We start from the raw sequence: 26,677 nt of genomic DNA on the forward strand, positions 1-26,677 counted from the left end.
AGAACCACATTTCTACTTCTGCGTATACCACCGATAGCCTTTGTTCTCGGTAAACTGCACTTTGGGAGTCCCGCCGGGCTTTTCCAGCAAGAGCACTTTGAAGTCCTGAAGGCCGAACCAGGCAGGATCGGCGAGGTCATGATAGTGGAGGCCTTGAAGCTTGGGGAGCATGTCACCCAAGGTCTGTTGCAATTCCTTCTCGGTATAGGCGCGCACGGCGAAGGGTCGGTTGATCGCCTGACAGAATCGTTGAATGGTATACGTGGCGCCAGTGCAGAGGACTTTGGTGTCCGACTTGAGTTCTAGAAACTGTGGGAGAGAAAGATACCGTTCTTGAAAACCGAGCCAGCGCACGGCCTGCCGCAGGTGGCTGTATTGAACCTCGTATTCTGTATGTCCCGGCAGCTTCACCGGCGCCGGCCATCCATCCTCAATGCCGAACTCGGTGAGAAATGCTCGGCCCCCCGGTTTGAGCACGCGCCACAACTCGGCGACGAAGCGAATCGGTCCTAAGTTAAAGATCACCGATTCAGGCGGGTCGCTTTCGAGCGGAAGGCGAAGCCGTTTGATCCAATCCAGTGCTTCTTGGTGTTGTACGGTCTCTCCGACTCCGCACGTCAGCTCTTTTCTTCCCAATTGTACGGGTGTCATGTCCGCCATGTTCTCATTGTCGATCACGATGTCGATGGAGTGATCGGCGAAGGGGAGCGATTCGGCATTGGCCCTGGTGCCGGAGACATTCCAACCACCGGCTTTGGCTCGAGTGACTTGAAGTTTGAGGAACGGTTGCGCAATATCGAGCGACAGGTATGTGACTCCTTGTTTTTCAAAGGGCAACAGGTCCTTGCCAAGCTCCTGTGCGAGGTAGCCGAGTCCCCCGCCGATCTCCAGAAGGACTTTTGGTTTGGGATTGAACCAGCCCAGTCGCCTCAACTGCCGGATAAGGAGACGTCCATAGGTCAAGCCGGCCAGTGCTTCGCTCGGTTCACGGAAGAGATGTGAGACGGTGGTTTCGATCAGGTCAAAATGACTGTCATCTTCCTCGCTTTGGCCAAGTTCGTGACGATGGAATTCTTCCAGGTGCTCCTCACCCTCGAACCCTTCCCGACCCGACCAGCTTTCGCGGACCTGCTGCAGAAGGGTATCCCACTTGGCTTTGTGTCGATGGCCTCCTGGCGGGGCAGTCCCGAAATAGCAAAGGGAATAGTTTGGCGTGGCCCATCGTTCAAGGTGCCACGACCCCGGTTGCCCGTCCGGCCCACAGACCTTCGTGCCATATCGTTCGACGAGCGTACCGACAGTCGCATGGCCGTTCATTGCCTTGAGCATATCCAGGCCGGTCCGGTTCAGACGGATGAGCGGCAGGTTGTCATCAAGCGGCGCAAGCCACCATTCGTCCGGGTGATGGTGATAGGCGACGAGGTCGGGAATGTGCCAGGCAAGGAGGCTCAGGGCCTCTCCAGTCAAGCTCCAGGGTTCATGGACAGCGGCAGCGGGTTTCATGGCAAGCAGCTCTTGGCGATGAGTTCCAGCAGCCTACAGGAGCACTCAGCAATCGTGCAAGATGATGATCGGTGTATTTACAACTGAGACGGTGTTGAGAGACCGTCAGTCACGACCAGCTGGCCTCGCATGATGGGATGGATCCCACAGTGATAGGGGTAACGGCCGGCCGGCAAGCTCGGCACAGTAAAGTGTCCTCCCGGTGAGACCGTTCCCGAATCGAATAGGCAGGGGCTCTCGTCCTTCACGCAGTCATTGTGGGTGACGGTATGGTGGGTCGGTGTCGGATTATCCCAGCGAATGGGTGTGCCGCTCGCCACAGTGGCGGTGGCAGGAACGTAATAGGGTGATCCGTTCTCCATGAGAATCTGTGTGGTTGTCGAAAGGTTCAGGGCCGGCACACCCGCGCCGGCTCCGATCGTTAGGGCAATCGCCACGATGCACACTCGGTTCATGTCGGGGGGTAACCCTTGCCAGACGGTTTGTTCGTAAGAGCCGGGGACGACGACGATTCAGGCTCGTTTTCTCGTGGCTCCCGTCATAATAGCATGGGATTGAGGCGGAGCGTTCTGAAATCCTTCCACCTTGCTCGTCGGCTGGCAAGATCCTTCTCCTTTTGAGTCCGATGAAAGTCGGAAATGGCTGATCGATGGAAATCAAGATCGGGGTGGTTGCAAGAGGCTGTTCGTTCATGCTAGATGGAGGCCGTTGCGCCGCGCTGAAACGAAGAGGAGGAATCGGAATGGCGAACAAGAAGAAAAAAACCGTAGCGAAAAAACCGTCGCGGGCGAAAAAAGCTACACCGACGCCGAAGAAGAAAGCGGTCAAGAAAACGGTGAAAAAGCGTACGGCTGTCAAAGCGTCCAAACCGGCATCGAAGAAACGGACCGCCAAGAAAGCAGCCGGCAAAGCTGTGAGGAAGGCCGCGCCCAAGGCCAGCCCACCGAGCACATCAGCTAAGCAAGTCGCCGGTGAAGAGGACGTGACTCCACGCAAGCCTGTGGTGGCCAAACCAGCCATGCCTATGGAACCGGGGGAGGCCGATCTCGACGATGACGATGAAATCGTCAGCGATGACCTGGAGATGGAGGGTGAGATCGAAGAAGACGACGTCCAAGAAGAATTGGATCTCGACGCCGATGACGACAGGGACGCGCTTATTGATAAGTCCGACGATTTGTTGGACGACGATTACCGACACAGCTGATATCTCGTCCTTCAGTGATCGTCCCGGCCCTGTCTATAATGCCTCCCGTTCGATGCAATTGACCATTGGCGGAAGCAAGGGGCGTGAGGTCTGCATTCATCGCTTGTACGCACCGCCGTTGAAACCGATTAATTCCAGCGGCGGTGTCTCATTATCCCCAGAACATTTCGGCGCTTTCCCCTTGCAATACGGACAGAACCTTGCTTCGCCTCTGCTTATTTGGAACAGATGCCGGACTTTGGAAGCAGAGGTGGTCTCGTTGGTATGTGGCTTTGGCGCTTGTAAACGCCATTACGACAACCCCACCCGAAGCCGATGCTGTGTGCATTGTCGAGGCACCTGCGAGTGGAATTGACGCTGGTCTTGTGCTCCATCTTTCGTCCACCTGTACGTCGGCTGAGCGAGAAGCCCATGCAGTACTTGGCGAAGTCATCATGGATGCGATCGCCAAGGGGCGTCCTGTCGATCTCCTTGGTGTGATCGTGCGCGGGGATCTTATCTTCGATCACCTTGCTGTACAAACAACGTCAGGTTTATCGTTACCTGCGTCGGAGATAACGAACCAACAAGATCGTGCCGGCGGCAACGGGCAGCGACTCGTTCGCGAGGCACTGAATCTAAGAGATTCCGTGGTATTGGGCGCAGTGCGCCATCGGTCAGCTGACGGCATGCTTCGGTTTGAAGGACCTGTGAACTTTTCCCGGTCTCATTTCAGGGAGGGCGTAGATCTCTCGCGGTCAGTCTTCCAGGAACGAGTCGAACTATCCGCCGCCACTTTTGATAAGGAAACCTATTTTGTTCGGGGACAGTTCGCCCGGCAGATGGACTGTCGTGAAACCAAGTTTGGTTCCAGCACCAGATTTCATCAATCAACGTTTCGAGGTTCGGTGGACTGTACCGGTGCGCTTTTCGACGGCATGGCAGAATTTCTGGAAGTGACTTTCGAGCAATCGGCTACGTTTGCGCGATCGAGGTTCGGCCTGGGGACGGGATTTTCCGGGAGTCGTTTCAAAAGTCGGGTCAGTTTCAGTGAAGCGATCTTCAGCCGGGAGGCTTTTTTTGGGTTTGCGGCATTTGAAGATGAAGCGGTATTTTCCGCTGCCCAGTTTCTAGGGTCAGTGGATTTCTCAAACGCTGAATTCAGACAACAAGACGACCTGGCAAAGGCACGTTTCGATCAAGCACCGCGTTTAGCCCAAACAAAGCGGATTGAATCAGCTCAGCCTGCTGGTCTTTTTCAGACCAGGAATGGACAGTATGCTCTCACCTTAGCCTTTCTTATCGTGGCTGCCTTGCTTGTCGCATATGCCGTAAGACTGAAATGAAGAGTAGTTGAAGAGCATTCGAGTATCCCCAATATATAGGTTCAGGCTTGCCCGTTGCCCCATAAGTTGATATAACGACGTCGTGGACTCACAGGCCGAAGATTTCGAACAAACCGAGCTTCCGTACCAGGTCCGCATCGAAAATTTCGAGGGCCCACTGGATTTACTGCTGCATCTCATCAAAAAGAATGAGATCAACATCTACGATATCCCAGTTGCGATGATTGCCCAACAATACCTCGAGTATCTGGAGGCCATGGAGGAACTCAACCTCAACGTGGCGGGTGATTTTTTGGTCATGGCAGCGACGTTATTGCAGATCAAATCCAGAATGCTGTTGCCGGTGGATGAGACGGCCGACGACGACGAAGATGGGCCGGACCCACGGGAAGAACTCGTTCGACGCTTGCTCGAATATAAGGCTTTCAAAGAGGCGGCACGTCAGCTCGACCAGCAGGAAACGGTGTGGCGCGAGATCTTTTGGCGTGAGCAAGCTCTATCAGTCGAAGAGGTTGAGGAGGATCTTCCATTAGAGAACGTCTCGCTGTTTGATCTCGTTGATGCGCTCAAGGAAGTGCTGGAACGGAATCCGAGCAGCCGGCTCATCGAGATTGTTCTCGACAATCTCACGGTTCGCGAGCGGATGAACCTCGTTCTGGAAATGCTCGAAGGCAAAGACTCGGTCTCATTTGCCGCGCTGTTCCAGGGATCGTGCCATCGAATGGTGGTCGTTGTGACGTTCCTGGCGTTACTTGAATTGATGCGATTGCGGGTTGTTCGTGTATTCCAAGGGGAAACGTTCGGACCGATTCTGGTTTCACGGACGTTCTCTTTAGTGCCCGATCCGGCAGAGCTTGATGATGTCGATGTAGAATGGAGGGGAGCATGACTCCACTGATGGTGGATGTGGTTCATCATGTGCCGGAAGCCGACGCGATGAATATCGGAGAGATGAATGGATCCCCTCATGATCAGAGCTTCGATGACAATCTGGTGCAAGGCCTGGGCGAGCTCCAGGCGATTCTGGAGGCATTGCTTTTCGTTTCGTCCGAACCGCTGTCCTTGTCGCGTCTTGTGTCCGTGATGGGGAACGTGTCGAAGGTTGAAGTGGAAGAGGCGTTACGAATTCTCGGTCAGGCGCTTGAGCAAGAAGGGCGCGGGGTGCGACTGGCTGTCGTCGCTGGCGGGTACCGTCTTGTTACGAAGCAGGACTATGGCTCTTGGATCAAACGGCTGGACAAGGCCAAGACGGCGGCAAAACTGTCCAGATCCGCGCTGGAGTCATTGGCGATCATTGCCTACAAGCAACCGCTGGTGCGGTCGGAGATCGAAGAAATCCGTGGGGTGGAAACCTCCGGTGTATTGCGTACGCTGTTGGAGCGAAAACTGGTGAGAATCGTCGGACGTAAAGAAGTCCCCGGCCGTCCAATCATGTATGGGACGACCAAATTCTTTCTTGAACATTTCGGCTTAAGCGATCTCTCGCAGCTACCCCCACTTCGGGAATTCAAAGAACTGGGTGAGGCAGAACAATCACTTCTTCCGATGGAGGGAGGGGATGTTCTACCCGAGGGCGGGTCGATCGAGACGCTCACGGCAACTGAAGAACCGTCGGTGGACGAACAACTTCAAGCGCCTGTCCCTTTCGATGAGGTATTGGATCCTCTCCCTACCGCTCGGTAGCCAACGAATTTCCCTATAAGATCAGGATGGTAAGTCCCGTTTTCGGGCCGGCCTCCTGCTCCTTCACATCCGCTTGCCGCCTAGAGATTTAAAGCTCTGGGATCAGCCGCATTGGCGGTGCGGAGCGACCAGGCTAATCCGAGAAGTGAAAGCGTAAAAATAAGCCATTTCGATGGGTCGAAATTATACCAGCGGGGGCCGTTTCGGTAGTCGCTTTGATGGGTGTGGTGATAGTTGTGGTACCCCTCACCGAAGGTCAGCAGCGAAACCAGCCAGCTATCGCGACTGGAATCCGCTTGACTGTGCGGCTGGCTTCCCCAGAGATGACAAACTGAATTGATGCAAAAGGTCGAATTCAGCACGGCAAAGGTCCGACCGACGCCGGCCAGCATAAAACAGCCTATCCCGGCACTCAAACCACCGTAGAGAAAGCCCACGAGAAACGGGAATGCCAGACCTGAGAGGACGATCGGTGTGTAGTAGCGATGTTGCCACATCACGACCGGATCTTGCCGGAGCCGAGTCGCGTATTTCTCATCCGAATAGCGCTGGTCGGAGAAGAGCCACCCGCAGTGGCTGTGCCAGAATCCTAGTCGAGCGTTGTAGGGATCTGCGTCTTGGTCGCAGGCAGCATGGTGGCGGATGTGATCGGCTCCCCACCGCAGAGCTGATTGTTGCAGCGCCCACCCCCCGGCGATGAGTAATCCAGCCTTGACCCAATCGGGGCACATGAAACTCCTGTGCGAAATCAAGCGATGGTAGCCGACCGTAATGCCGAGTCCGGTGATGATGTAGAGGAAGCCAAACATGGTCCAGTCGACCCAGGTGTAGCCATAGATGATGCCGAATGCCGGCACTCCGATAAGCGCGCTCCCCACAATAAGACTGAACAGTAATACCGTTATGTAGACGGGATAGGTACGCCTCAGCCCGCTGACGGATTGTGAAGCTGGTGTCATACGTGATTACGCAGGAGGGAGTATGCGCTACCCAGTCAGATGTTGAGAATGTGACGTAATTGTCATGCAGACATTTGGACTCGATGATCCGAGCAGTATCCTTTGGACACTTTACCAGGACATATCAGAAATAGCTACTATTGGAAGGCCCCTGTAGCTAACACATCATCTGTCCGGTTTTTTCTCACACGATCTGTCGGGTTGAAGGTGCGTCCTCAAGGAGGGCCACCCTAATCGGACAGATCATCTTCTGCAAAAAGCGGACAGATGATGTGCTAGCTACACTCAAGGACCGGTAGCTGGACATCGATGCTCTGCTTCAGGAAAATGCTGCGGAACCACAGTTCGACTCCCAAAATCATCCAGAGCGATGCGACATAAAATCGATAGTCTTCGTTCCCTCGGCTGTAACAGTTCGCCATTAGCTGGTAGTCGGCCCACACTTTACCGCCATCAACCCACCCCATAGAGGAGACGGACAGTGAACGGAAGATAGCCATCATCGGTTCGGCGATGAGCGCATGGGCAAAGACACAGGAGAAGTCAGCTTTGTCGACTCTCTCGCGTACCGATGCGGGAAGCATTTCCTCAAGGGCGTGACGCAGAATGAACTTGGGTCTGTTCCTCCAGCGTTGCGCTTCCGGCAAAGCAAGAGCAAACTCGATGAGCCGTCGATCGTTGAATGGATGACGGCTTTCCAGGCCGAAGGAGGACGAAGCGCGTTCATCCATTTCGATTCCGTGGACGCCGAGACCATGCATCGTCGATCGGAATAAGTCTTGCTGCGCATAGCTACACCCGCGAGGGATCCAGGAAGCCCGGCGAATGCGTTCCTGCATCTGCGTTCGGCGCCACATTGCCGGTGACATCCAATCCGGCATGCTCGTTCGTCCAAGGAGCTGTTTCCCAAGGTTTCGACATGGTTGTGGAATCAGCGGCAGGAGACCGAATTGCACAAGCGGCAGGGAGAACAGGTCATATGAGAGCTGCTCGTCGTGCCACAGATGATCGGCGCGCAGGCGTCGGAGCAGCGATCTAAACTTCAGGTTGCGCAAGAGATCGGCGTAGTGGAAGAAGCTGCCGGTCAGCCATTCATCTCCCCCGGACCCTGTCAGCAGCACGCGACAACCTTGCTGTTGCGCCAAGCGCCGAAGCGGGACGTTCATGACGCCGTTGGGGTGGTCGGGAAAGTCCTGATAGCGAAATACGTCTTGAACAAGGTCACCCAAGCTTGGTGTTTCTGGCCTGATGCGGTGCGAGCGGAATGGCCCCCGCGCGACCACGTCGTCGATAAATGCATGTTCATCGCAGGGCAAGCCTGGGAACACGAGAGAGAAGGTCTGCAAGTTTTTGTTGAGCTGTGGCTGCAGCCGAGATCCTTTTTGAAGAAGACTCACGACGGATGAGGAGTCGAGACCACCGCTCAATTCAAGACCGATGGGCCGGTGGCTGCGAAGGCGGCAGCGTACGGCTTTTTCGAAGAGATCGAGAAAATGCCGGGCATAGTCGTCGTCGTTCGTGTATCTAATCCGGCGCCCTGGGTCGAACGTCCAATAACGCCGCGCCTCGATCCGACCCGCTCGGACGATGAGGATATGCGCCGGCTCAAGTCGGGAGATTCCTTCGTACAGGGTTTCGGCATTCGTGACGACCATGCTGCTCAGGAATTCAGCGATCATCGCCTCGTTTGGCCGTCGGGGAACGACGTCATGCTCGAAGAGCGGCGGAATCTCCGATGCCCAGTAGAAACTGGTTCCGTACAGACAATAGTAGAAAGGTTTCAGCCCCAGAATATCTCGCGCACAGAATAGCTGGCGGCGGTGCCCGTCCCAGACAACGAAGGCAAAGTCGCCGATGACATGCTCAGGACAATGTTCGCCCCAGTGCTGATAAGCACGGAGCAGCAACTCCGCATCCGTATCGGCGCGAAGGTCAAACCCGGCAGTACTGAGAGAGAGCATAAGGTCTTCGCGATTGTCTATCCGTCCATCCAAAGCCAGACAAATAGTTCCGGACTCATCCAGCCACGGTTGACGTTCATAGAGCGACTCCGGCGTGGTCTGGAGCATTGTGTGGCCGATGCCGATCGGACCTTTGACCCAGCAATCTGAAGCATCGGGCCCTCGGTGGGCCACCCGATAGGTCATACGCTCCAGAAGGGCAAATTCGACAGGTCTACTGTCGAGGTGATAGATCCCGGCGAGACCGCTCATGTGGGCCACCGGAACATGAGTGCATAGCGGCTTACGAACGAGAGCGTGTCACCCAACACGACGCCATCTTGTTCAACCCAAGCATGTCCTTCCAGCTGAGTCTGGTCCTTGCTGACCCCGAGACAAACTGAGACCGGTTGCAGTCTTGCGCGCAATAACCAAAAGAGAAGCAGAGAGCGTGGGAGGCAGCGACCGTTTCCGTGGCTCACCGCTGCTGCCATATCGGCCAACGCTACAAACCGATCTGTTGCCCAGTGAGCATGGGGTATGAGAATCTGACCAAGTCGGGGGGAGGAGGCAATGCGTGAGATGAAGGACGCGACACGGTGAAGGGGTACACAGGAGAGGGTGACTCGCAGGCTAAGAGACAATGCGGTTAATTGTAGGAGGAGCGCCTGTTCGATTAGGGGTAAATCAGCGAGCCGACGGAGTTTGCGCAGCATCGGTCGTCAGCAACCCTTTGGCTAAGAGCCGATCAATCAAAGCCGTCACGTCCTTTTCAAGCCGTGGTGCATCCACATCATACTCGGCGAGGAGGGTGTCGATGGCCAAGGAGGTTGAACCGTGTTCGGCAATAAGGTTCCATACACGAGTGCCCACGGCATCCAGCCCGAAATAGGTCCCGGTGTCGAGATTCAACAAGACAGACTCGCCAGCCAAGTCACGAAATACCACATTGTGCGCAATACGAAGGTGCATGGAACCTCATCCCTGCCCTTAAGAGATGCGGCTCACACGATAGTCGCCGATAACTAACCTGTCAAGATGTCATGCGGCGGAATGAGCGTCGTGGACGTGACGGCGAGGCCGAGCGGTTCTACAGCAACTTCGCCAACACTGCGGCAGCTTCATTTGCTCCGGTCGCGGGCGGAGGTGTGGTTGTCGACGGGAGATCCAAGACCTCTTTGAGTGTTGCCGACCATCGGCCCTGTGTGAAGTCACTCATGGAGAGTTCGACGCCTCTTCCATATCGATGCAGATAGTCCACCAGCGGCTGTTCGTCGGCGAAGTTGTACCTCCGTACGTAGATCATGGGGGTCTGTAATGCGACGGCTTCAACCAAGGTTCCATAGCCTGGTTTGGTCATGATGACATCGACCGAGGCCATCAACGTTTTGAACGAGAGCGGCAGAGATTTGGTGGAGATGAATCGCCTGCTTTCAGACGGAACCGAACCATCGAAGAGAAAACGGTAGCCGCTCAGTGACTCCAATTCTTTGAAAGGGAGTGAAGTCAGCGGAATCCCGCCAAAACCGACAAGCACGGTCTGTTCCCCTGGTTCAAGTGACAGGAGTCCGGCGAGTTGATTGCGCGCCGGAGGCGCCGGTTCGGCGATAGGTCCAATATCGATGAATCGCGAAAAGATTTCCATCTTGGGGGAGGGTGTGATTCGCAGAACAAGATCGGCTTGGCCATAGGCCTGTCGAATCGCCTGAATGATCGGCCGGACGTCGATCGATGACGAAGCGACGTACTGGGATAGGACGAGGTCCCAGGTAAAACTGGCGAGGGTGACGGACGGAATGGCAGCTAGTTTTCCAGCTGCAAGCGCCAGGTATGGGGTATCGGCCAGAACGATATCTGGATGAGCCGCCCGCATTGCTGCGACCTCAGTCCGAAGCCGATCGCCCCAGGTACTGTGGAACCGCTGGTGTTCCTCCCAGGTCGCCTCCATGTCGATCGTCATGGGCCCGTCTTGGACGCAACCGACGTCTTGTTGGACGGGGCTCTCTTCCCATGGAATCGTAAGCCGATCCCTGAAAAATGCAGCTGGGACTGTGGTGCGCAGAAGGACACGAAGGTTGGGCACAAGGCGGCCCAACGCGTTGAGCACCGGCACGACTTGCGCGGCATGACCAAATCCATGTCCTGAGATTGCAGCCCAGATCAGCGGCATGCGAAGTAAGAAGTAAAGAGTGAAACCCGCTTCGCCGACTCAGCGAGGCGAGCGTGAAACGTGAGAGAACCGCAGAATAGTACAAGGAAGGACACTTGTTCCTTTCGCGTATCGATCGCCCCACGTGGTTCAACTGCTGGAGTGGTCCGATTCCATCGGAGTGATGTTGTACATCAGCTCAAGATCGAACTCTTCAATCAATTCATTGAATGCTCTCGCCCCCATATCGGAGCGAACTTCTGCCATGACGAGGTCAATGGCGGGGGCAGCATGTTGTCCATATTGGGTGATGGCTGAGTCGATCCGTTTTCTGGCATCGTCGAGGTTCACGCAGAGACTCCTTTATGGTATGGGCTCCCTCATAGCGACCGTAGCAGCTCCTGCATCTCCGGCACCAGGTCCTTGCCGCCGTTGGATCGTCCAGAAAGTACCGCCTCGATACCAGCAGTAAGAATAGGCTTGGCCTCGGCGTTCCTGCCCAGTCGGATCAACGCCCGTCCTAACATCAGATGAGAGGCTGCATGCGTCGGGTCCAATTGTGTGGCGACCGTAAGATGCTCGACGGCTTCTTCGACGCTGCCGTTTTCCTGAAGGATCTTGTTGCCGAGTCCATAGCGGCCGAGGAACCCCTTGGGATTCTTGGAGACCATCTGACGAAAAGCGTCAATGTCCATCGATCGTGGTTCCAGTGTTCAGGCGGTACTATACCACTGGAACGGCAGCATCGGCCAGATGAGAACGTTGGGTGGAGGGACTCCCCTCTTCCTATGGTGTCGTGGCCGTCGCGACGGGAACAAGAGAACGCGTGGGCGGTGTGGACGCGGGTCTTTTGGCTTTTACAGTCACGGAGCGAATACCGGTGTCTGGGAGCGGTGCACTGCTGGCCATATAGAGCTTGGTGTCCCGAACAAGTTGTTCCGTCATGTCGCTGAGACAGGCCTCCGTCACGTGTCCCTTGAGCTCATCGATCATGACCGGTGTAGCGCCGAACAACTTGTAATACACCGTACCGGAGGAACGGGCTTCGTAGCGCGCGACTTGGCCGTCCCAACGTTCGAGCTCAAGGGCGATCGTTGCGGCATACCCATATTCCAGATCGATGAAGGGCGAGAGCAGAAACATGGATCCCCCGATGACGATGCCTTTGAACGCCGAACCCCAGGAATGAGGCTCGATGGTTTCATCGACGGTGATGCGCGCCGAGACGATCTTGTCTCCGAGCGAATCGGACCTTGTTCCCAGAGGCATTAATGTCGAAAACAGACTGGTTTCTTGGATGCTGCTTAAGATCCGCCGTTCGAGGTCGACGGAAGGATATTGCGACGCCCCGTTTCTTGAGAGGTGAAATGAATTCGTCACGAGCGGGACCCGCTCATCATCGGGCAGCGAGTGCGTAATAGTCTCTTGGAGACCGACTGAGGGTGGTTTGACGTCGATCCATCGGGTGCATCCCGTTATACCGCACAGCATGAACCCGGCTAGACTCAGAACCGACCATCGCAGCCCATTCATTGTCATGAGTATCGTCTCCTCAGAAATAGAATGAAAACCCGCCGAAGGGCAGGCTCGCATTCAGCCCAAGATTCGGGTATGCGGTACCGGCGTTGGAGATATGGTTGAAGCGGTAGCCGACATTGAGGGCGAGGCGAGGCGTGAAAAACCATGAAACTCCAACCCCCCCTGCCAGCATGAAATTGAATTCCGTGGCTTCTTCGCGAACACGTCCGCCAAGATCCGTCCAGAATGGCCCACCGGCGAATTCCACGTACGGACGGATACGACCCAAGGCGACGAACGTATACTTGATTCTCGGTGTGAAACCGACGCCGTGCGTCAGAAGGGGTTCTTCGAACTCGACGTAGACCATCTCCGCACCAAGCGAGACCTGTCCTCGGTACCAGCTATTGCCGACAGGATCGGTGAGCGTCATCATCCATGACGGCATCAGCGCCGGTCCTTGCTGTTTGGTTGTGTGACGGTCGGTCAGCAGGTGGCCGAACAAATAGCCGACGGTCAGTCCGACTTCCTGAGTGCCGACTGTGATCGTGGGTGAGAAGCCTTCAGCTTGGACCAAGGGCGCCGTCATTATCGTTCCGAATACCATGGCGGTGAACCATCGAGTGAGCAAAGCCATACTGTCTCTACGTCAATACCCTGTCGGCTTGTGTGCGGTGAAACTTGATCAACAGGCGTCCAGGCGTGCTGCTCCAAAGGTAGCAGAGGATTGAATTCTGTCCAGGAGGTCGCGCAGTTTGTGGTGATCGGAAGTGAGAGAAAGTTGGACGACGGCCAAGATCGATGAGAGCGGATGGAGTTCTAGGGTGGTAGGACTATCCGGATGGCCCGAGCCGTGAGAGGTGGGCGGAGTCGGCTTGAAGCTCCGGCAACGCATAGCGTTCGTCGAGCGCCACCACACGCGCAAGGCATCGCAGGGCGGAGACAGCATCCTGGCGGGTCTCGTAAACCTTGGCGAGAAGACGAAGCACGGCCGCCTCAGCCGGCTCGTTGCCGAGCTTGATGTAGTGCTCAGAGGCGTTGTTCAAACAGCGTTCAGCTCTTGTGAGGTCTCCCTGGTCGAGGTAACACTTGCCGAGTTGGCTATAGGTGACGGCGAGCCCTTCTTCGTTGCCGACCGTCCGATGATGATCGAGGGCTTGTTTGAATGATGCAACAGCCTGATCCCACTGGCCGTCACGAGCCTCTTGCAGCGCGAGGTTGTTGTACAGAATGCCGAGTCCGCGATTGTCTTGTAACTGATGCAGAAAATCCATAGCCTCGAGATAGTAGGGACGGGCTTTTTCCGGATGGTCGGATGCGATATGCAGGTTGCCGAGGTTGACGAGGGTATGAGCCACAGCTGTGAGATTGCGCTCGGTTCGTTGGATCTGGAGAAGTTCTCGATAACACTGTTCCGCACGCGAAAAATCGTTCATCAGTGCGCAGGTATTACCAAGGTTCCCAAGAGAATCCGACAGCGCTTGCTGACTGCCGGCGATTCGATCGTCGGCCACAGCCGATTCCCAGGCAGCGAGAGCCTGGATCAGATCGCCGCGATGGAGAAAAATCCTGGCGCGGTGTTTATGGTTATCGGTCATAAGAATCGTATTTCGCTCAACGAGGAGCGTTCACGCTTCGCGAGATACGTGTTCAATCGCCGCCTTTGGGTGTGTCTCGCTTATATTCAACCTGCAGCTCGTCTTGTTCCTCCAGCCCCAGACCAGCCTTGAACGATCCGTGCAGCTCAGTGACGTACTCGATATCCCGAGGATTCTTGCCTTCGTGAGAGGTTAGGTAGGATTCAGACAATTTCAGACCAGTCTCAAAGTGACGGGCGATCGTCTCCTCCGTGACCTGCTGCCAGGTGATGTAGATGCAGAAAGCCTGAAAAGAATGGGCAGTAGGATAATGTTTCGCTAGCGCCAGCAATCCCTCATAGGCTTTCCTCGCCGTCGCACCGGCATTGGAAGAAAACGTGTCCTCTAACTCAACGGCTGTATCCCAGTCCGAACCGAGTTCGTACTCGGAATCTTTGAACGCTGTTTGCGCGGCCAAGGCTGGGTCAAATCGCATAGAACCTCGTATTTCGTACAGTGAGTCCTACAAGTAACCTGGAGGATACTGGGGTAGAGGAAAGGAGGTCAATGTGTCTTGCTCAGGCCATAGATTTACATTGTGGTCGGGGGCTCTGTAGACTGCCCCCATCCTTACGATGAGCACTGAGAGTCCAATATCCTCTTCAATCTCTGAGTCGATATCGACTGATCCGGTGGATCGCGTCATTCACTATCATGTCCGTACGAAGCACCACTTCAATCGTTACGCCCGCTCGTTAGGATTTCTTGATTGGGTGAACCAGCCTGATCCGTTCCGACGGTTTGAGGGGGCTGAGCTGATCTCTCTTCCATTGCTCAGCCCTGATGAAGAGCCGCTGTCGCCCGCCTACGAGGCGATTTACGAACGAGGAACTGTTCCTTCTCAGCCTGTCAGCTTGAGAACTTTGTCACGTTTCTTTGAGTTCGCGCTTGCCCTGTCGGCTTGGAAGAAGGTAGGCGACTCCGAGTGGGCGCTGCGGAGTAATCCATCGTCCGGCAACCTGCATCCCACGGAAGGCTATGTGATCTTGCCTCAGCCGAATGACCTCGATCTGAAACCGGGGTTGTATCACTACGCACCGAAAGAACATGGACTCGAGCGTCGGGCTGAGTTTTCTGCTGACTTGGTTGAACGCCTCCTGGGACCTTTTCCTCCAGAGGCCTTCCTCTTTGGGCTCACGTCGATTCATTGGCGCGAGGCCTGGAAGTATGGAGAGCGGGCGTTCCGCTACTGCAATCACGACGTAGGCCATGCAATCGGAACGGCACGAATCGCTGCGGCCACGCTGGGTTGGAACATGGCCTTGTTGGACGCTGTGGACCAAGACACGGTGGCCATGTTGCTCGGAACAGATCGCAAGGAAGACTTTGGAGAGGCTGAACCGGAACACCCTGACTGTCTGGCAGTGGTGTGGCCGCCTCAGCAGGTAAAACGTGAAACGTTAAACATGAAACGTGAAGGAATGGAGTTGCCGTTGTTTCTTGAGACGGCGATCGTCAAAGAGCTGGCCGGCGAAACCTGGCATGGGAAGGCGAATCGATTGAGCAACGAGCACGGGGTCCATTGGGACATCATCGATGACGCTGCAGCGGCATCATGGAAGCTTGAGCGCGATGAACGGTTGGTTCCATTTCCTTCTCCACCAATAACCCCTCACTCCTTACCTCTCACCTCTCACGGTCAGTCGGCCGGCCGGATTATTCGTCAGCGTCGAAGTGCCGTGGCATTTGACGGTAAGACGTCGATTTCTTCTGCAACGTTCTTTCATATGCTTCAGCGGGTTATGCCGTGGGCTGAACTTCCGCAGCTGGAACGGCCTATGCCGTGGGATGTGTGGCCCTATGATCCAACAATTCATCTCATGATATTCGTTCATCGGGTGGATGGGCTCACACCGGGTTTGTATGTTCTCCTGCGGGATAGGAGAAAGTTGTCGTTCATTCAGCATGCCATGAACCCAGAACTGACCTGGACCATCGCGCCGGACTGTCCGGATGGGCTGCCTCTTTATTGGTTACTTGAAGGTGATGCAAAAAGGCTTGCGGCGCAAGTCAGTTGCCAACAGGACATTGCCGGCGACAGTGCCTTCTCGCTCGGCATGTTGGCCGAGTTCGAGGGGACCTTGCGGGACCGAGGCGCCTGGTGGTATCCACGCATGTTTTGGGAAGCGGGATTGCTCGGGCAGGTCTTGTATCTGGAAGCGGAAGCGGCAGGAGTGCGGGCAACGGGAATCGGCTGCTTCTTCGATGATCCGGTCCACGAGATCGTCGGTATTCAAGGCTTAGCCATTCAATCCCTCTATCACTTTACGATTGGCGGGCCAGTGGAAGATCGACGTCTGCAGACCTTGCCACCGTACCACCATCTGGGGCCTCGTTCATAAGGCTCGATGGCCGTGAGGTAGTTCATGTTCAAGATCAAGAAGAAGGCCGACAAGCCGAAGCGGGTGGTGCTCTATAACATTGTCGAGGACTATTCGGAGTTCGACGCTCCGGGAAATGTCACCCTGTGTGCGATGACAGAGCCGGAGGATCTTGCTGCCCATGCCAAGATTCTGTCCGAGAGCTACGATGTCTCGCTTGAGATGATGACAACCTTGCTGGCCACAGGTGGAACCTATGTGTATCCGCACATTGGCGGCATCCTCACTCGAGGATTATTTGCCTGCCGGATTGACCCAGTTGGGCAAGGGCCGAAACAAAGCTGGACCCTGGACCTGATGCAGTTTGCCGAGGCGGAGCAAGTGGCTCGATCCAGGGCATTGCCGATGATCGATGCGGCGTGGGAGGTCCTTCACAAGACTTTGCCGGATGAGCTGAAGGCCAAATTGCAGCAGAAGAATTTGGGTCTGGATTACCGAACATTGGATCGCGCCGTCTCTAAGGGCGGCGACATCAAGTACATCGATTTCCGAAAGGACTGGTCTCCGCATTTCAAGCGGCTCTGCATCATGCCGGATGGTCGGCTTGTCGAAACGGGGGGATTGCAAGAGTTTGCCGAGCTGCATGGCATCACCCTAGACCAGGCAAAGGCGCTGATCGAGCAAGGCGGTACGCTCGAAGTGAACGGCGAGGTGTTAGCTTGTCAGATCGTGAACGGTCAGCCGGCTGTGGCCCGGTTTAGCGCAAAGAACTACGCCAAGGCGAAGGACTTGGTATCCTCGAAGGGTCTGCACTTGATGGACGCCCTCAGTGAAGTGGGATACAACGATCCAGCGATGATGCGCGGTCTTGCGAGGAAAGAATTGACGGGCAACCGATAATTTCGTGAAAGCCGGGACCGGCGTTATCGCGATGTTCACGTAACGGCGAGTTCTTCCTTCACCGCTTCCAGGAGCTTGTTGAGGTCGAATGGCTTTTCAAAGGCGCGACGCGCTCCGAAGAGTTTGGCGACGTCCAGAAAGTTGTGGTCGCCCTGGGCTCCCGTGATTGCGATCACTTTGGCGTCCAGATATTCGCGGGTGAGTTGAAGAGTGGCCTCAAGGCCGTCCGTTTCCGGCATCAACAAGTCCATGATCACGAGATCGACCGGCTCCTTCTGGTAGAGTGTGAGCCCTTTGCGTCCATCCTCTGCTTCAAGCACGCGGTGTCCTGCCTTGACAAGGACCTCTTTCAGCAGCCCTCGGATGGATTGTTCGTCGTCAATGACTAGAATGGTTGCCATACATGCTCTACTAATTTTTCTGATCTTACCTGTAGCCTGCCAGACAGTCTAGAAAGAAAATGATTTCTGGAATAGGTGCAAGAGGTGAAGTGAAGATGAGTCCGATTGGCCTCATGTGTTGCGGCAACCGCAGGCCCTCTGCTGTGATGTGATCAGCGCACTTTTTATAAAATACGAATGCAAATGCATACAACGTTTAATGTTGCAATGGATGTATAGGCATACATATTTAAGATTTGAGATGTCGATTTGGTGCCCTAGAGACAAACCTATTTGACCCAGTTCTTGGTTTTTGCTACAAGGCTGGGTGTTCTTTACAATGCTCACTCTCCACTTTTTGCAGGAGCTATGTCAGTGGACACCATAGACCAGGCCAAACGGCCCTGGACCAGGCGTGCGTTTCTTCAGGTTTCCATGGTGGGGACTCTACTCCTGAGTGGACGATTGGTTGGTCCACAGCCAGTGCAAGCTCGTGAGCTTCCAGAGGGGAGGCTGGCGCTGGTGAATGTGTGGACTAATGAGCGCTTGGACGTCACCTACCGCGACGACGAGGGGAACTATGATCTGGCGGCGCTCGACGACGTGAATTATCTCCTGCGCTGCCATTACACGGGTGAAGTCGGCGCGATCGACGTGCGCGTGCTGGAGCACGTGAATTTGGTGCAGAACAAACTCGGCATCCAGGAAGAAATTCATGTGATTTCCGGTTTTCGGTCTCCCGAGTACAATGCCATGTTGGTACGGACAGACCGACATGTCGCCAAGAACAGCTTACACATGCAAGGACAAGCAATCGATCTTCTAATCCCCGGTGTTCCTCCTACGAAGCTTCGCCAAGCCGCGCTCGAACTGCGGTACGGTGGGGTCGGCTTCTACAAACGTTCCAGCTACGTGCATTTGGATTCAGGCCCCTTCCGACATTGGTAGCCCTTGTTCCTGGGCGCAGCAAATCCTTCCTTCAAACCACACATCGGTTCATGACAAGGATCGTGACAGCGGTTGCGTCTGAACCGGTGTGATCACTCGCCCAGTCTGTGTCTGTCACGAGGCGATCGGGGTCGTTTGTTGTAATGGTCAGCTTTCAAGGGGAATCACATCATCTATATGGCTACAGCTGTGATTGGGAATGAGCAAATGTTCTCGCTGATGGCGTCGGGTGAACTATGAGAAAGACGACTCTGATTGCATTGTCGCGACTTGCCCCGGATAATGTGTGGATTTCTGACCGATCCGTTGTTTTGGCAGCGAGGAGTTGAATGTCTTCTCTCACTGTAGCCCTTCTGATCTTCAGCCTGTGCTATCTGCTTATCATGACCGAACGGCTCCACAAGACTATTGTGGCGTTGTCCGGCGCGGCGTTGATGATCGTGTTCGGCGTGGTGTCGCAAGAGGAGGCATTTTATTCCCATAAATTCGGGGTCGATTATAACGTCGTCTTTCTGCTGATCGGCATGATGGTCATCGTCAACATCGTGCGAGAGACAGGTCTCTTCGAAGTCTTGGCCATTTGGGCGGCGCAGCGCGCGGACGCAAAACCGTTTCGCCTACTGGTCCTGCTGGCCCTGTTGACTGCCGGGCAATCGGCCATGCTCGACAACGTCACCACCGTCCTGCTTATGGCGCCGGTCACCTTGGCGATTGCAAAACGGTTGGAGCTCGATCCCATCCCATTCCTGCTGACCGAAGCCCTCGCCTCCAATATCGGTGGAACTGCCACGCTCGTCGGTGATCCACCCAATATCATGATCGCGAGCAAAGCCGAGCTCAGCTATCTCGATTTCCTGTTCGTCATGGGGCCGATTGCGATCGTCATCATGGCGGTTTTCGTGGGTGTGCTGTGGCTCATCTGTGGTCGATCGATGACGGTGGAACCCCATCTACGGGAGGCTGTTCTCGCTCTGAGCTCACGGGAAGCGGTGCAGGATCAGGCCTTCTTGCGGCGCTGTCTGTTCTTATTGGTCGTCGTCAACGTGGGGTTCTGTCTCCACTCTCTGGTTCATTTGGAACCGGCTACGATCGCGCTGCTTGGAGCGAGTCTATTCATGTTGATCGGCCATGCCAGACGAAAGCCTGAGGATGCCGAAGAGTTGACCTATTTGGCTGAAGTCGAGTGGAAAACCATCTTTTTCTTCATCGGCCTGTTTATCCTGGTGGGGGGGTTGGTCAAAGTGGGCATAATCCGTTATCTGGCTGATCAACTGGTGGCGGTGACACGCGGGAATCTCGCCGGGTCGACCATGGCGGTGCTGTGGGGATCGGCGGCCCTCTCCGCCGTCGTGGACAATATTCCCTATGTCGCCGCCATGAATCCGTTGATCGTCGATCTCGCCCGGTCGCTACATCCGGAGGTGACCGACTACGTCGCCTTGGTCCATCAACCGGACATCATCCCGCTCTGGTGGGCATTGGCCTTGGGGGCTTGTTTAGGCGGTAACGGCACGATCATCGGCGCGAGCGCCAACGTGGTGATCGTGGACATCGCGCGAAAAGCCGGTTACCGGATTACCTTTTGGCAGTTCTTGAAGTTCGGGTTTCCGGTCATGGTCGGGTCCGTGGCGCTCAGCGCGCTCTATCTTTGGCTGGTATTCCTGCGCTAAGTCGAATTACTGCTTACCGTCGACCTTCAGATTGAGCAGCCCGTCGCTCATCACCCGAACGTACAGCGCGTTCACATCGGCGAACACGCCGATGCCCTGCACCGAGGTGACGGTCCCGTGCGTCGTGATGGTCGGACTCAACTCCCGATTCAGGGCCTTAGTCACAAGGTCGCGCATGCGATCAGTCGCCGGAGTCAGACCGAGCACGGCTTCACCCATAACGAGTTCTCTGAGGGAAGAACCGGTGAGCCAATCGGGGCCGCTCTTCTGGATGAGCTGTTCGGAATCGAGGTCCAAGCGGAGGCCACCGATCTGAACGGACTGGGCCAACGTGTTCATTGCAGGTTTCCCCACGAAATACAGGTGGCCGGTGGCGTCTCCCGTAAACGCAATCCGTAGAACAACTTGATTGCCACCACGGCCCAAAATGGCCGCATCGGTGATGTGAATGAAATCTCCTTTCACTGCGACACGTTTTCCCTGCAACCGCGTTGCAAGTGATCGGGACAGCGAGGGATAGTCCAGTGGGATGTCAGCGATGACGTGGAAGCCAGTGGAAGCCAGCCGGTTCGCAAGTGTCCTGGGCATTGTGCTATACAACTGGGCATCAGCGGCGCCATGAAATCCAGTGGAAGCCGGTTCAGTTTCAAGTTGAGGAAGAGCCCCGCCAGCCGATGGTGGTTCGGCACCGAACACGAGAACTGGTTTCGCGGTTATATGAATGGTGTCCTCGATGAGGTCTCCACCCCCTGAAGAGAAGCCGCTGCGCCACACGTTACCGATGTTGAGCAGGAGCCACGCGTCCGGTTCTAGTGATATGGGGTTGCGCAGCGCGTGCCAGACATCTTCCACCCGGGATCTGGCTGTCAGCGTGTTTATGCGTGCGACCGCGTTGCTGAGCCCACCCCGTACTCGCTCTGTCAGCTGATTTTTGACTTCCTGAAACACATCGGTATCGGTGATGCTGATTTTGCAAGGATCAATGGCGTTCAGCAGCACACCGGTTACTGATGCCGACACACCGTAATTCGGTGTCATGCCAACGGTGAGATTCCCATTTAGCGTTGCCCTTTTAGGCCATTCGGTGCCATCGCCACATTGAAGTGGAGGGGCCCCAATCTTATAGCGAAGGGCTGTACTGATGGATAAACTAGAGCTTAGTGGTTCAATGCCCTTCCACCAATCGTGGATCACGCTCCCAGGATTCGTGCTGATGGCTTGAGGGGAACCTGAAGGTGCCACCGCAAAATCATCCCGCTCGGCATAATACTTATACTCGACACCTTTAGGATGCTTGATGGAGTTCCTCCAATGATCGAACTTCTTGGGAATCACGTTGTCATCGTTGGCAGCAAGGATGAATGGCGACAGGTTCACCTGAACGGGAAAGCTGACGGAGGACTCTGTGGCTGGGGAGAGAGGGTTCGGGGTTGCCGGCAGTAGCGTCGGTGCCGGTGGGCGAACGACATACTGCTTGGGGAGACAACCCGTTAATGACAGCAACAAAGACAAGACGACGAGAGAGCTGCCTATGGACCTGGGAAACATCTGCTTTCTCCCTTTAGATAGCTACCGATAGTGAGGTGCGTAGCCTCAAACCGTCTCAAGCCCGGGGAAAGTGAGTCTAGTGGTGAAGAACGGGCGCTAGGATACCAGAAACAGGCTATTGTTTGTCAGGTCCAAAATAGAAGTGCGTCCGCCCAGGTTCCGTAGTAGGTCGAAATCTCACCGGCCCCCAGGTGTATGCCAATAGTACTTCGTAAACCTTCCTTCTAGTCATACCCATACAGCCAGTGAGTCATGAATGAGGAAATATTCTTCACGGAATGGCAAACACCGTTGGGAACAAACACTTCATCGCCCGGCTCTGCGATAATCTCTTCTCCGCCGATGGTGAGCCTGAGCTTCCCGTCGATAACGGTTACCAGCTCGTTCGTCGCATGAACGAAATCATTCCACTCCCTGCCGGGCGGGTCGGTGAACACATCGCAGGAGTAGCCCCGCCGGCTCCAGTCGAGCGCAACCTGGTCACGATCGAGCGGTACGGGGAATTTTTGACGGGTGAGATAGGGCATTGAACAAAGCTATGGGGTTTGTTCACTCTCAAGAGTTTGCATTTGTAAGATCATAGATACGGTTTCGTATCTTTTATTTACGCAATAAGCAATAGTGCATCAATCACCGGTCCAGCTTTGGGCGGTGCGCTTACCAATGCCAAGGTGACCCTCGATTGACTGTTCGTCGAGGGTATAAACAGTGCCGACATAGTTTTGCACAAATAGATACCGAACCACTCTGCAGCATACAGCCAAACGTCTTCTATCAGGAGACAGAACCGCCGACTCAACCGTGCATCGGCCGCTTCCAACTATCGCTTGGACATGTTTGGCAATTGAATCCCAGGATTCGGCTGCATCCATCGTCCGCCTCGTTCCATCAAGAAGCGATGCGAGGGGTTGCAAGCGAGGATGTCTTGCATTTCCGGTAAATTGGAAATGCACTGCTAGTCCCGTGATCTCACATACTCTGATGTCGTCGGGATGCGCCTTTTCTCCACTCCAACTGCAAACCCTGCTCTCGGATGGCATGCAATATTCTCCAGCAGCCGATTGTATCGCAAGATCGGCAAGGACCTTCGCTCCTGATATGCTGCTCGAAACCAAAAAGTTCTTTAACGCCTTCTTGCCGCTCCAGGTGCATCGCTCTAATGCTTTTGGAAGAACCCGTTTCCCGCTAACAGCACATGTTTCTAAAATGCCTGGCTGGACATAGTTTTCAGTAACCTCGCACTGTTCGGCCTCCGTGGTGAGTAAGGGCTGGCCGGTTTCATGGCATCGGATAAACTCGGAAATATGTCCCGACTTTCCTGACACTGCCGATCGTGAACTTTCGTCGGCTCGATAGTGCTTGCCTGACACTTCACTTACAGCCAGTTCATCCTTTAGCCCTTCAGCTCCAGTAAAGTCACAGCGCTCAAAATGCTCTAGTTCAGCGCGTTTCCCGCTGAGTGCCGATGTCTTGAGGAAGCAGCGTCTAACCGGTCTGCCGCTGAGGCTCGAAATTTCAAGTTCAGAAGGAGATACTCTTCTCCCAGATACCGAACACACTTGGAGAATCCCTGGACTTACAGGCATACCGGTGGCTTCACAACGTTCCGCTTCCGAATCCAGCAGACACTGACCTGTAACCGCACATGTTATGAATTCCGAGATGTGGCCGCATTTTCCGGAATAGGAGGATCGTGCCGTTTCGTCATTCCGGTATCGCTTCCCAGAGACTTCACTGATCGACAGTTCAGAATTGAGTATTTCCACACCGGTAAACTCGCACCTTCCAAAATGCTCAGGCTCAGCTCGCTTCCCGCTTATGGGGGACGTTTTCAGTAACCATTTAGTGACAGGTTTGCCGGTGATCGCAGATTCTTCCACCTCATCTTTCAATAACCGTTTGTTTGTCGATGCACATACCACCATGAATTCGGGCAAGGCAGATCTGCCAGACAAATCGGATCGTGCAAGCAGGTCTTCAAGTACTGATTGGCCGGAGATCTCGCACTGCTTAAAACATACGGAAGGAGCTTTTCGTCCGCTCTTGGCGCATGCCATTAGCTTAGGAGCATCGACTAACGTAGGATCATGCGGGTCGAGGATGAGTCTGCTGGCATATTCCTTTTCACCTTCCAGCTTGAAGCGGACTTGTACCTCAATGCGCCGATGGACTTTTCCTTCCAAGCCGACAAGGCTCATCTCAAGCCGGGGAGTGAATTCATCTTCTAGCTTTTTGGCCTTTCGCCGAGCGTCTCCAGCTGCTCGCATTTCCTCTGCACGTCGTTCAAGGTAAAAGCGACAGAATTCTGAAATGCCGTCATCGTTTTGAGCCTCCCTTACAACCGCATCCAAGCTTAACCCTATCTCGCGAGGATGCTGGATCAGCTGAGGTACTGGATTGAGCGCCGTACGCATGAACGGGGTCATGTGCTCGGTCCCTAAACATCTGACTTCAACAAGCCTTTCGTAACTGTCATGCGAGACAGTAGCCCGGACACGGACGACAGCCTGGCCGTCAAAGCAGTGACTCACCGTCTGAATGTCTATGCCAATCAATGAGGCATTAAACGATCGAAGCCACGCAGAAGAGGTTTCGCGACACCGGACGGTTGGTTGCTCGTCAAGATCCTCAAGATTGTGCAATCCAGAACTCACGACCCGATGAACGAGATCAAGGAATGGGCCTGTGCCTGGCTTGTACAAGATGGTTCGTCTTTCTCCTTCAGATTGCTCGTCGAAACGGATGTATTGTCGCCCTTGATTCTCTTCAATAAGAACCAATCCGCCTTCAAGTTGAGTGACGCGCGCGCCAAGCATCTTAAACGCATCGATTGTAAACTCACGGGGCTCCATTGAGCGTTTGGTAGAGGGTAATCTCGGAGAGCGTGGGCCGGTGTAAGCAGCACCCTCCATGCCACCGAGTAGTGAATTAATGTTTTCCTCCTCCCGCGCCAGGGTCTGTTTTGCCTCTTCGATACTCTGTTCTGCCTGACGAGTCGCTCCCTCAAAATCTTTTCCTGCAAGGGCTGCAATAACGAGTTGACGCATTTTCTCATCGAATCCTGTCGGGCCATCTTCTTCTCCTTCTCCAATACCAGACGCCTCAAGGAGAGCCTCTATGTCTCCGATGGCGTGTGAGGCTAATTGAAGTTTTTCCATGGGCCGACCAACTATAAATTCTTCAAACGTTCCGCTCAAAATGATGTTAAAGATGGCAACGCTGGCATGATCAGATGCGAGACGTTGGATTCGTCCAATACGCTGCTCAACAATCATTGGATTCCAAGGCAGGTCATAATTGACCAATACATTGGCGACTTGAAGGTTGATGCCTTCAGAACCTGCTTCAGTGGAGACAATGACGTGGCATTCTGGCGGTGTCTTCCGAAAGCTGGCAAGAGTCTGCTGGTTGCGCTGCCCGGAGGAGCCATTGATGACACCAACCTTTAATCCATAGTTTTCTCTTAAGAAGGATTGGATCGTCGTCTGAGTTTCTCGTCGCCCCGTGAAGATCACGAGTCGCCAACGTTCCGGGCTCTCCTTTTTTAGCCTCTCAATTAACGATCCTAAACCTTGCAACTTCGCAGTTAATGGCATTCGTTTGACGATTGCACTAACGGTCTGAGCAAGTTCGGGTGTAACTGTTCCGTTCCGAGCCATGTTCTCTAGCTGGGCCTTAAGCGCTTCGGGGCTGCTTGTGAGTGCTTGCAAGATCGAAATTTGAGCCAACCGATTTAAGTTCTGAATCGGTTTCGCAATAGCTCTAATCAGTTCAAGCTCACCAACAGTAGGTTCGGCCTTATGCATTTGTACTTTGCGGTCAGGGAAGGACAGTTGCGCATCCCCTCGGCGAATTCGAGACATGTAGCCATAAACAATGGAACGGAATTCGTCTTTTGCTTCAAGCGGCAATTGGCGTGCCTTCTCCCGGTCGTCAGCGATAAATTTTCGAGCAAACACTCCCTCGCTGCCAAACGGGTTCTGATGTCCTCTCGCCACAGTGAGGAGATCAACGAGCGAGTAAAGATCCCAGAGCCGGTTTTGGATTGGTGTCGCCGTTAACATTGGAATATAGCGAAAACGGCGTTCTTCTAGGGCTCCTCGGAACCGTCGGGCAACCTGAGGCGGCGACTCTACCCCGTACAAATTCCTAAGCTTATGAGCCTCGTCCAGAATAAGCATTTCGAAACGGTCACGCGGAATTTCGTCAAGGTAAAGACGGGCGGAGTTATACGTCGTAATGATGGCACCGTGCTCTTCCGGCTCTTTACGGATAAGATCTTTACCTGTGGCAATCGTTGAAGGGATGTTAAATTTTGACGCAAGTTCTTCTTGCCACTGAGGCCCTAGTAGTTTTGGGCAGACAACGAGAAATTTGGAAAGACGCGACCGGGAAATCAGTTCACTAACAATCAAACCAGCACTAATTGTTTTGCCGAGTCCAACATCATCGGCGAGTAGCGTGACAGGAAGACGGCGGCAAAACGTAATTAGGTTTGCCACCTGGTGATGATATGGATTTACGCGGTCTCGCCACCGCGATTCTGACTTTAGGTCGTCGCGTTTCTCGATGACAATGGGATCGAGTAGGTCCCATTCGAGTCCTGCCCTATAAACATTATATTCGAGAGGCGTTGCGGCTTTGCCGAGGAGCCGAGTCTGCAAGTTAACATTGTACATATGGAAGTACCAATGCTTAGGTGTGCCCTTATTTTATACCTGAATCCGGCGTGAGAAAGTGATGTGTGATCGTTCTGCACAGCCAGGGCCTCGCAGAATTCCTGTTCAGGTGCGTGGGACTGAAAGCTACCTAACAGGTAGGATTCAGTCCTATGCCCAGCGGACCGTATGCTCTGCGGCAGATCAAAAGACTCAAGGTGTGAAGCTCACGCTTCCACGCCGGATTCAGGTTATATTGTTGTTGGAAGTTTAGCAGACAAGAGCGATCGACCCGATCGCCATCTTGAAGTACGGTCCTGCAAAGAAACTG

24 protein-coding genes are annotated in these 26,677 nt (G+C 54.5%); 8 read left to right on the plus strand and 16 right to left on the minus strand.

Features of this window, described 5'->3' with window-relative positions:
* Positions 1 to 12 precede the first annotated feature (12 nt).
* Both P0120_18340 and P0120_18345 read right to left on the minus strand, forming a co-directional pair.
* The gene (locus tag P0120_18340; GenBank protein ID MDF0676274.1) at positions 13 to 1,503 is read right to left on the minus strand and encodes a class I SAM-dependent methyltransferase; all 1,491 of its coding nucleotides are present in this window, start codon (positions 1,501 to 1,503) and stop codon (positions 13 to 15) included.
* 77 nt (positions 1,504 to 1,580) lie between these two features.
* Entirely contained in the window at positions 1,581 to 1,958 is a 378-nt protein-coding gene (locus P0120_18345; GenBank protein ID MDF0676275.1) for a cupredoxin domain-containing protein, read from the minus strand.
* Between the two features lie 287 nt (positions 1,959 to 2,245).
* Between P0120_18345 and P0120_18350 the strand changes: the two genes are divergently transcribed.
* The 4 genes from P0120_18350 to scpB all read left to right on the plus strand — a co-directional run bounded on the left by P0120_18350 (position 2,246) and on the right by scpB (position 5,718).
* Positions 2,246 to 2,710 (plus strand): hypothetical protein, encoded by a 465-nt coding sequence (locus P0120_18350; protein MDF0676276.1) that lies wholly within the window; start codon positions 2,246 to 2,248, stop codon positions 2,708 to 2,710.
* 266 nt (positions 2,711 to 2,976) lie between these two features.
* Positions 2,977 to 4,035, plus strand: coding sequence for a pentapeptide repeat-containing protein (locus tag P0120_18355; GenBank protein MDF0676277.1), 1,059 nt, complete (start codon positions 2,977 to 2,979; stop codon positions 4,033 to 4,035).
* Positions 4,036 to 4,117: 82 nt separating this feature from the next.
* Complete coding sequence (locus P0120_18360; protein ID MDF0676278.1) at positions 4,118 to 4,924, plus strand: segregation/condensation protein A; 807 nt, start codon at positions 4,118 to 4,120, stop codon at positions 4,922 to 4,924.
* Positions 4,921 to 5,718: an SMC-Scp complex subunit ScpB gene (gene scpB, locus P0120_18365; GenBank protein MDF0676279.1), complete on the plus strand. Its 798-nt coding sequence runs from the start codon at positions 4,921 to 4,923 to the stop codon at positions 5,716 to 5,718. The genes P0120_18360 and scpB overlap by 4 nt, the downstream gene beginning before the upstream one ends.
* 80 nt (positions 5,719 to 5,798) lie before the next feature.
* On the opposite strand, the gene P0120_18370 is transcribed toward scpB, so the two are convergent.
* From P0120_18370 to P0120_18415, 10 genes are all read right to left on the minus strand, one after another.
* The gene (locus P0120_18370) at positions 5,799 to 6,677 is read right to left on the minus strand and encodes a fatty acid desaturase (GenBank protein ID MDF0676280.1); all 879 of its coding nucleotides are present in this window, start codon (positions 6,675 to 6,677) and stop codon (positions 5,799 to 5,801) included.
* 275 nt (positions 6,678 to 6,952) lie between these two features.
* Complete coding sequence (asnB, locus tag P0120_18375) at positions 6,953 to 8,890, minus strand: asparagine synthase (glutamine-hydrolyzing) (protein ID MDF0676281.1); 1,938 nt, start codon at positions 8,888 to 8,890, stop codon at positions 6,953 to 6,955.
* A gap of 414 nt (positions 8,891 to 9,304) precedes the next feature.
* Positions 9,305 to 9,589, minus strand: a complete 285-nt coding sequence (locus P0120_18380) for a PqqD family protein (GenBank protein MDF0676282.1) — start codon at positions 9,587 to 9,589, stop codon at positions 9,305 to 9,307.
* Between the two features lie 118 nt (positions 9,590 to 9,707).
* A complete protein-coding gene (locus P0120_18385) occupies positions 9,708 to 10,787 on the minus strand; it encodes a hypothetical protein (GenBank protein MDF0676283.1) in 1,080 nt (359 codons plus the stop codon).
* 129 nt (positions 10,788 to 10,916) lie between these two features.
* The gene (locus P0120_18390; GenBank protein ID MDF0676284.1) at positions 10,917 to 11,117 is read right to left on the minus strand and encodes a hypothetical protein; all 201 of its coding nucleotides are present in this window, start codon (positions 11,115 to 11,117) and stop codon (positions 10,917 to 10,919) included.
* Between the two features lie 29 nt (positions 11,118 to 11,146).
* Positions 11,147 to 11,461 carry a tetratricopeptide repeat protein gene (locus P0120_18395; protein MDF0676285.1) on the minus strand — a complete coding sequence of 105 codons (315 nt, stop codon included), beginning with the start codon at positions 11,459 to 11,461 and terminating at the stop codon, positions 11,147 to 11,149.
* 91 nt (positions 11,462 to 11,552) lie between these two features.
* Positions 11,553 to 12,305 carry a hypothetical protein gene (locus P0120_18400; GenBank protein MDF0676286.1) on the minus strand — a complete coding sequence of 251 codons (753 nt, stop codon included), beginning with the start codon at positions 12,303 to 12,305 and terminating at the stop codon, positions 11,553 to 11,555.
* A gap of 13 nt (positions 12,306 to 12,318) precedes the next feature.
* Positions 12,319 to 12,921, minus strand: coding sequence for an acyloxyacyl hydrolase (locus P0120_18405; GenBank protein MDF0676287.1), 603 nt, complete (start codon positions 12,919 to 12,921; stop codon positions 12,319 to 12,321).
* Positions 12,922 to 13,117: 196 nt separating this feature from the next.
* Positions 13,118 to 13,882 (minus strand): tetratricopeptide repeat protein, encoded by a 765-nt coding sequence (locus tag P0120_18410; protein MDF0676288.1) that lies wholly within the window; start codon positions 13,880 to 13,882, stop codon positions 13,118 to 13,120.
* 52 nt (positions 13,883 to 13,934) lie between these two features.
* The gene (locus P0120_18415) at positions 13,935 to 14,357 is read right to left on the minus strand and encodes a hypothetical protein (protein ID MDF0676289.1); all 423 of its coding nucleotides are present in this window, start codon (positions 14,355 to 14,357) and stop codon (positions 13,935 to 13,937) included.
* Positions 14,358 to 14,553: 196 nt separating this feature from the next.
* Between P0120_18415 and P0120_18420 the strand changes: the two genes are divergently transcribed.
* Positions 14,554 to 16,263: a SagB/ThcOx family dehydrogenase gene (locus P0120_18420; protein ID MDF0676290.1), complete on the plus strand. Its 1,710-nt coding sequence runs from the start codon at positions 14,554 to 14,556 to the stop codon at positions 16,261 to 16,263.
* A 24-nt stretch (positions 16,264 to 16,287) separates the two neighbouring features.
* The gene (locus P0120_18425) at positions 16,288 to 17,142 is read left to right on the plus strand and encodes a hypothetical protein (GenBank protein ID MDF0676291.1); all 855 of its coding nucleotides are present in this window, start codon (positions 16,288 to 16,290) and stop codon (positions 17,140 to 17,142) included.
* Between the two features lie 35 nt (positions 17,143 to 17,177).
* On the opposite strand, the gene P0120_18430 is transcribed toward P0120_18425, so the two are convergent.
* Positions 17,178 to 17,543, minus strand: a complete 366-nt coding sequence (locus tag P0120_18430; GenBank protein MDF0676292.1) for a response regulator — start codon at positions 17,541 to 17,543, stop codon at positions 17,178 to 17,180.
* A 354-nt stretch (positions 17,544 to 17,897) separates the two neighbouring features.
* Here P0120_18430 and P0120_18435 point away from each other — a divergent pair, with 354 nt between their 5' ends.
* Together P0120_18435 and P0120_18440 are read left to right on the plus strand one after the other, a co-directional pair.
* The gene (locus P0120_18435) at positions 17,898 to 18,470 is read left to right on the plus strand and encodes a DUF882 domain-containing protein (protein ID MDF0676293.1); all 573 of its coding nucleotides are present in this window, start codon (positions 17,898 to 17,900) and stop codon (positions 18,468 to 18,470) included.
* A 329-nt stretch (positions 18,471 to 18,799) separates the two neighbouring features.
* Positions 18,800 to 20,140 (plus strand): ArsB/NhaD family transporter, encoded by a 1,341-nt coding sequence (locus tag P0120_18440; protein MDF0676294.1) that lies wholly within the window; start codon positions 18,800 to 18,802, stop codon positions 20,138 to 20,140.
* Positions 20,141 to 20,146: 6 nt separating this feature from the next.
* On the opposite strand, the gene P0120_18445 is transcribed toward P0120_18440, so the two are convergent.
* The 3 genes from P0120_18445 to P0120_18455 all read right to left on the minus strand — a co-directional run bounded on the left by P0120_18445 (position 20,147) and on the right by P0120_18455 (position 26,190).
* Positions 20,147 to 21,688 carry a DUF4403 family protein gene (locus P0120_18445; GenBank protein ID MDF0676295.1) on the minus strand — a complete coding sequence of 514 codons (1,542 nt, stop codon included), beginning with the start codon at positions 21,686 to 21,688 and terminating at the stop codon, positions 20,147 to 20,149.
* A 224-nt stretch (positions 21,689 to 21,912) separates the two neighbouring features.
* Positions 21,913 to 22,215: a cupin domain-containing protein gene (locus P0120_18450; protein MDF0676296.1), complete on the minus strand. Its 303-nt coding sequence runs from the start codon at positions 22,213 to 22,215 to the stop codon at positions 21,913 to 21,915.
* Between the two features lie 99 nt (positions 22,216 to 22,314).
* Positions 22,315 to 26,190 carry an SNF2-related protein gene (locus P0120_18455; GenBank protein MDF0676297.1) on the minus strand — a complete coding sequence of 1,292 codons (3,876 nt, stop codon included), beginning with the start codon at positions 26,188 to 26,190 and terminating at the stop codon, positions 22,315 to 22,317.
* Between the last annotated feature and the right edge of the window lie 487 nt (positions 26,191 to 26,677).

The sequence above is a fragment of the Nitrospira sp. genome, assembly GCA_029194675.1.
Lineage (GTDB): Bacteria > Nitrospirota > Nitrospiria > Nitrospirales > Nitrospiraceae > Nitrospira_D.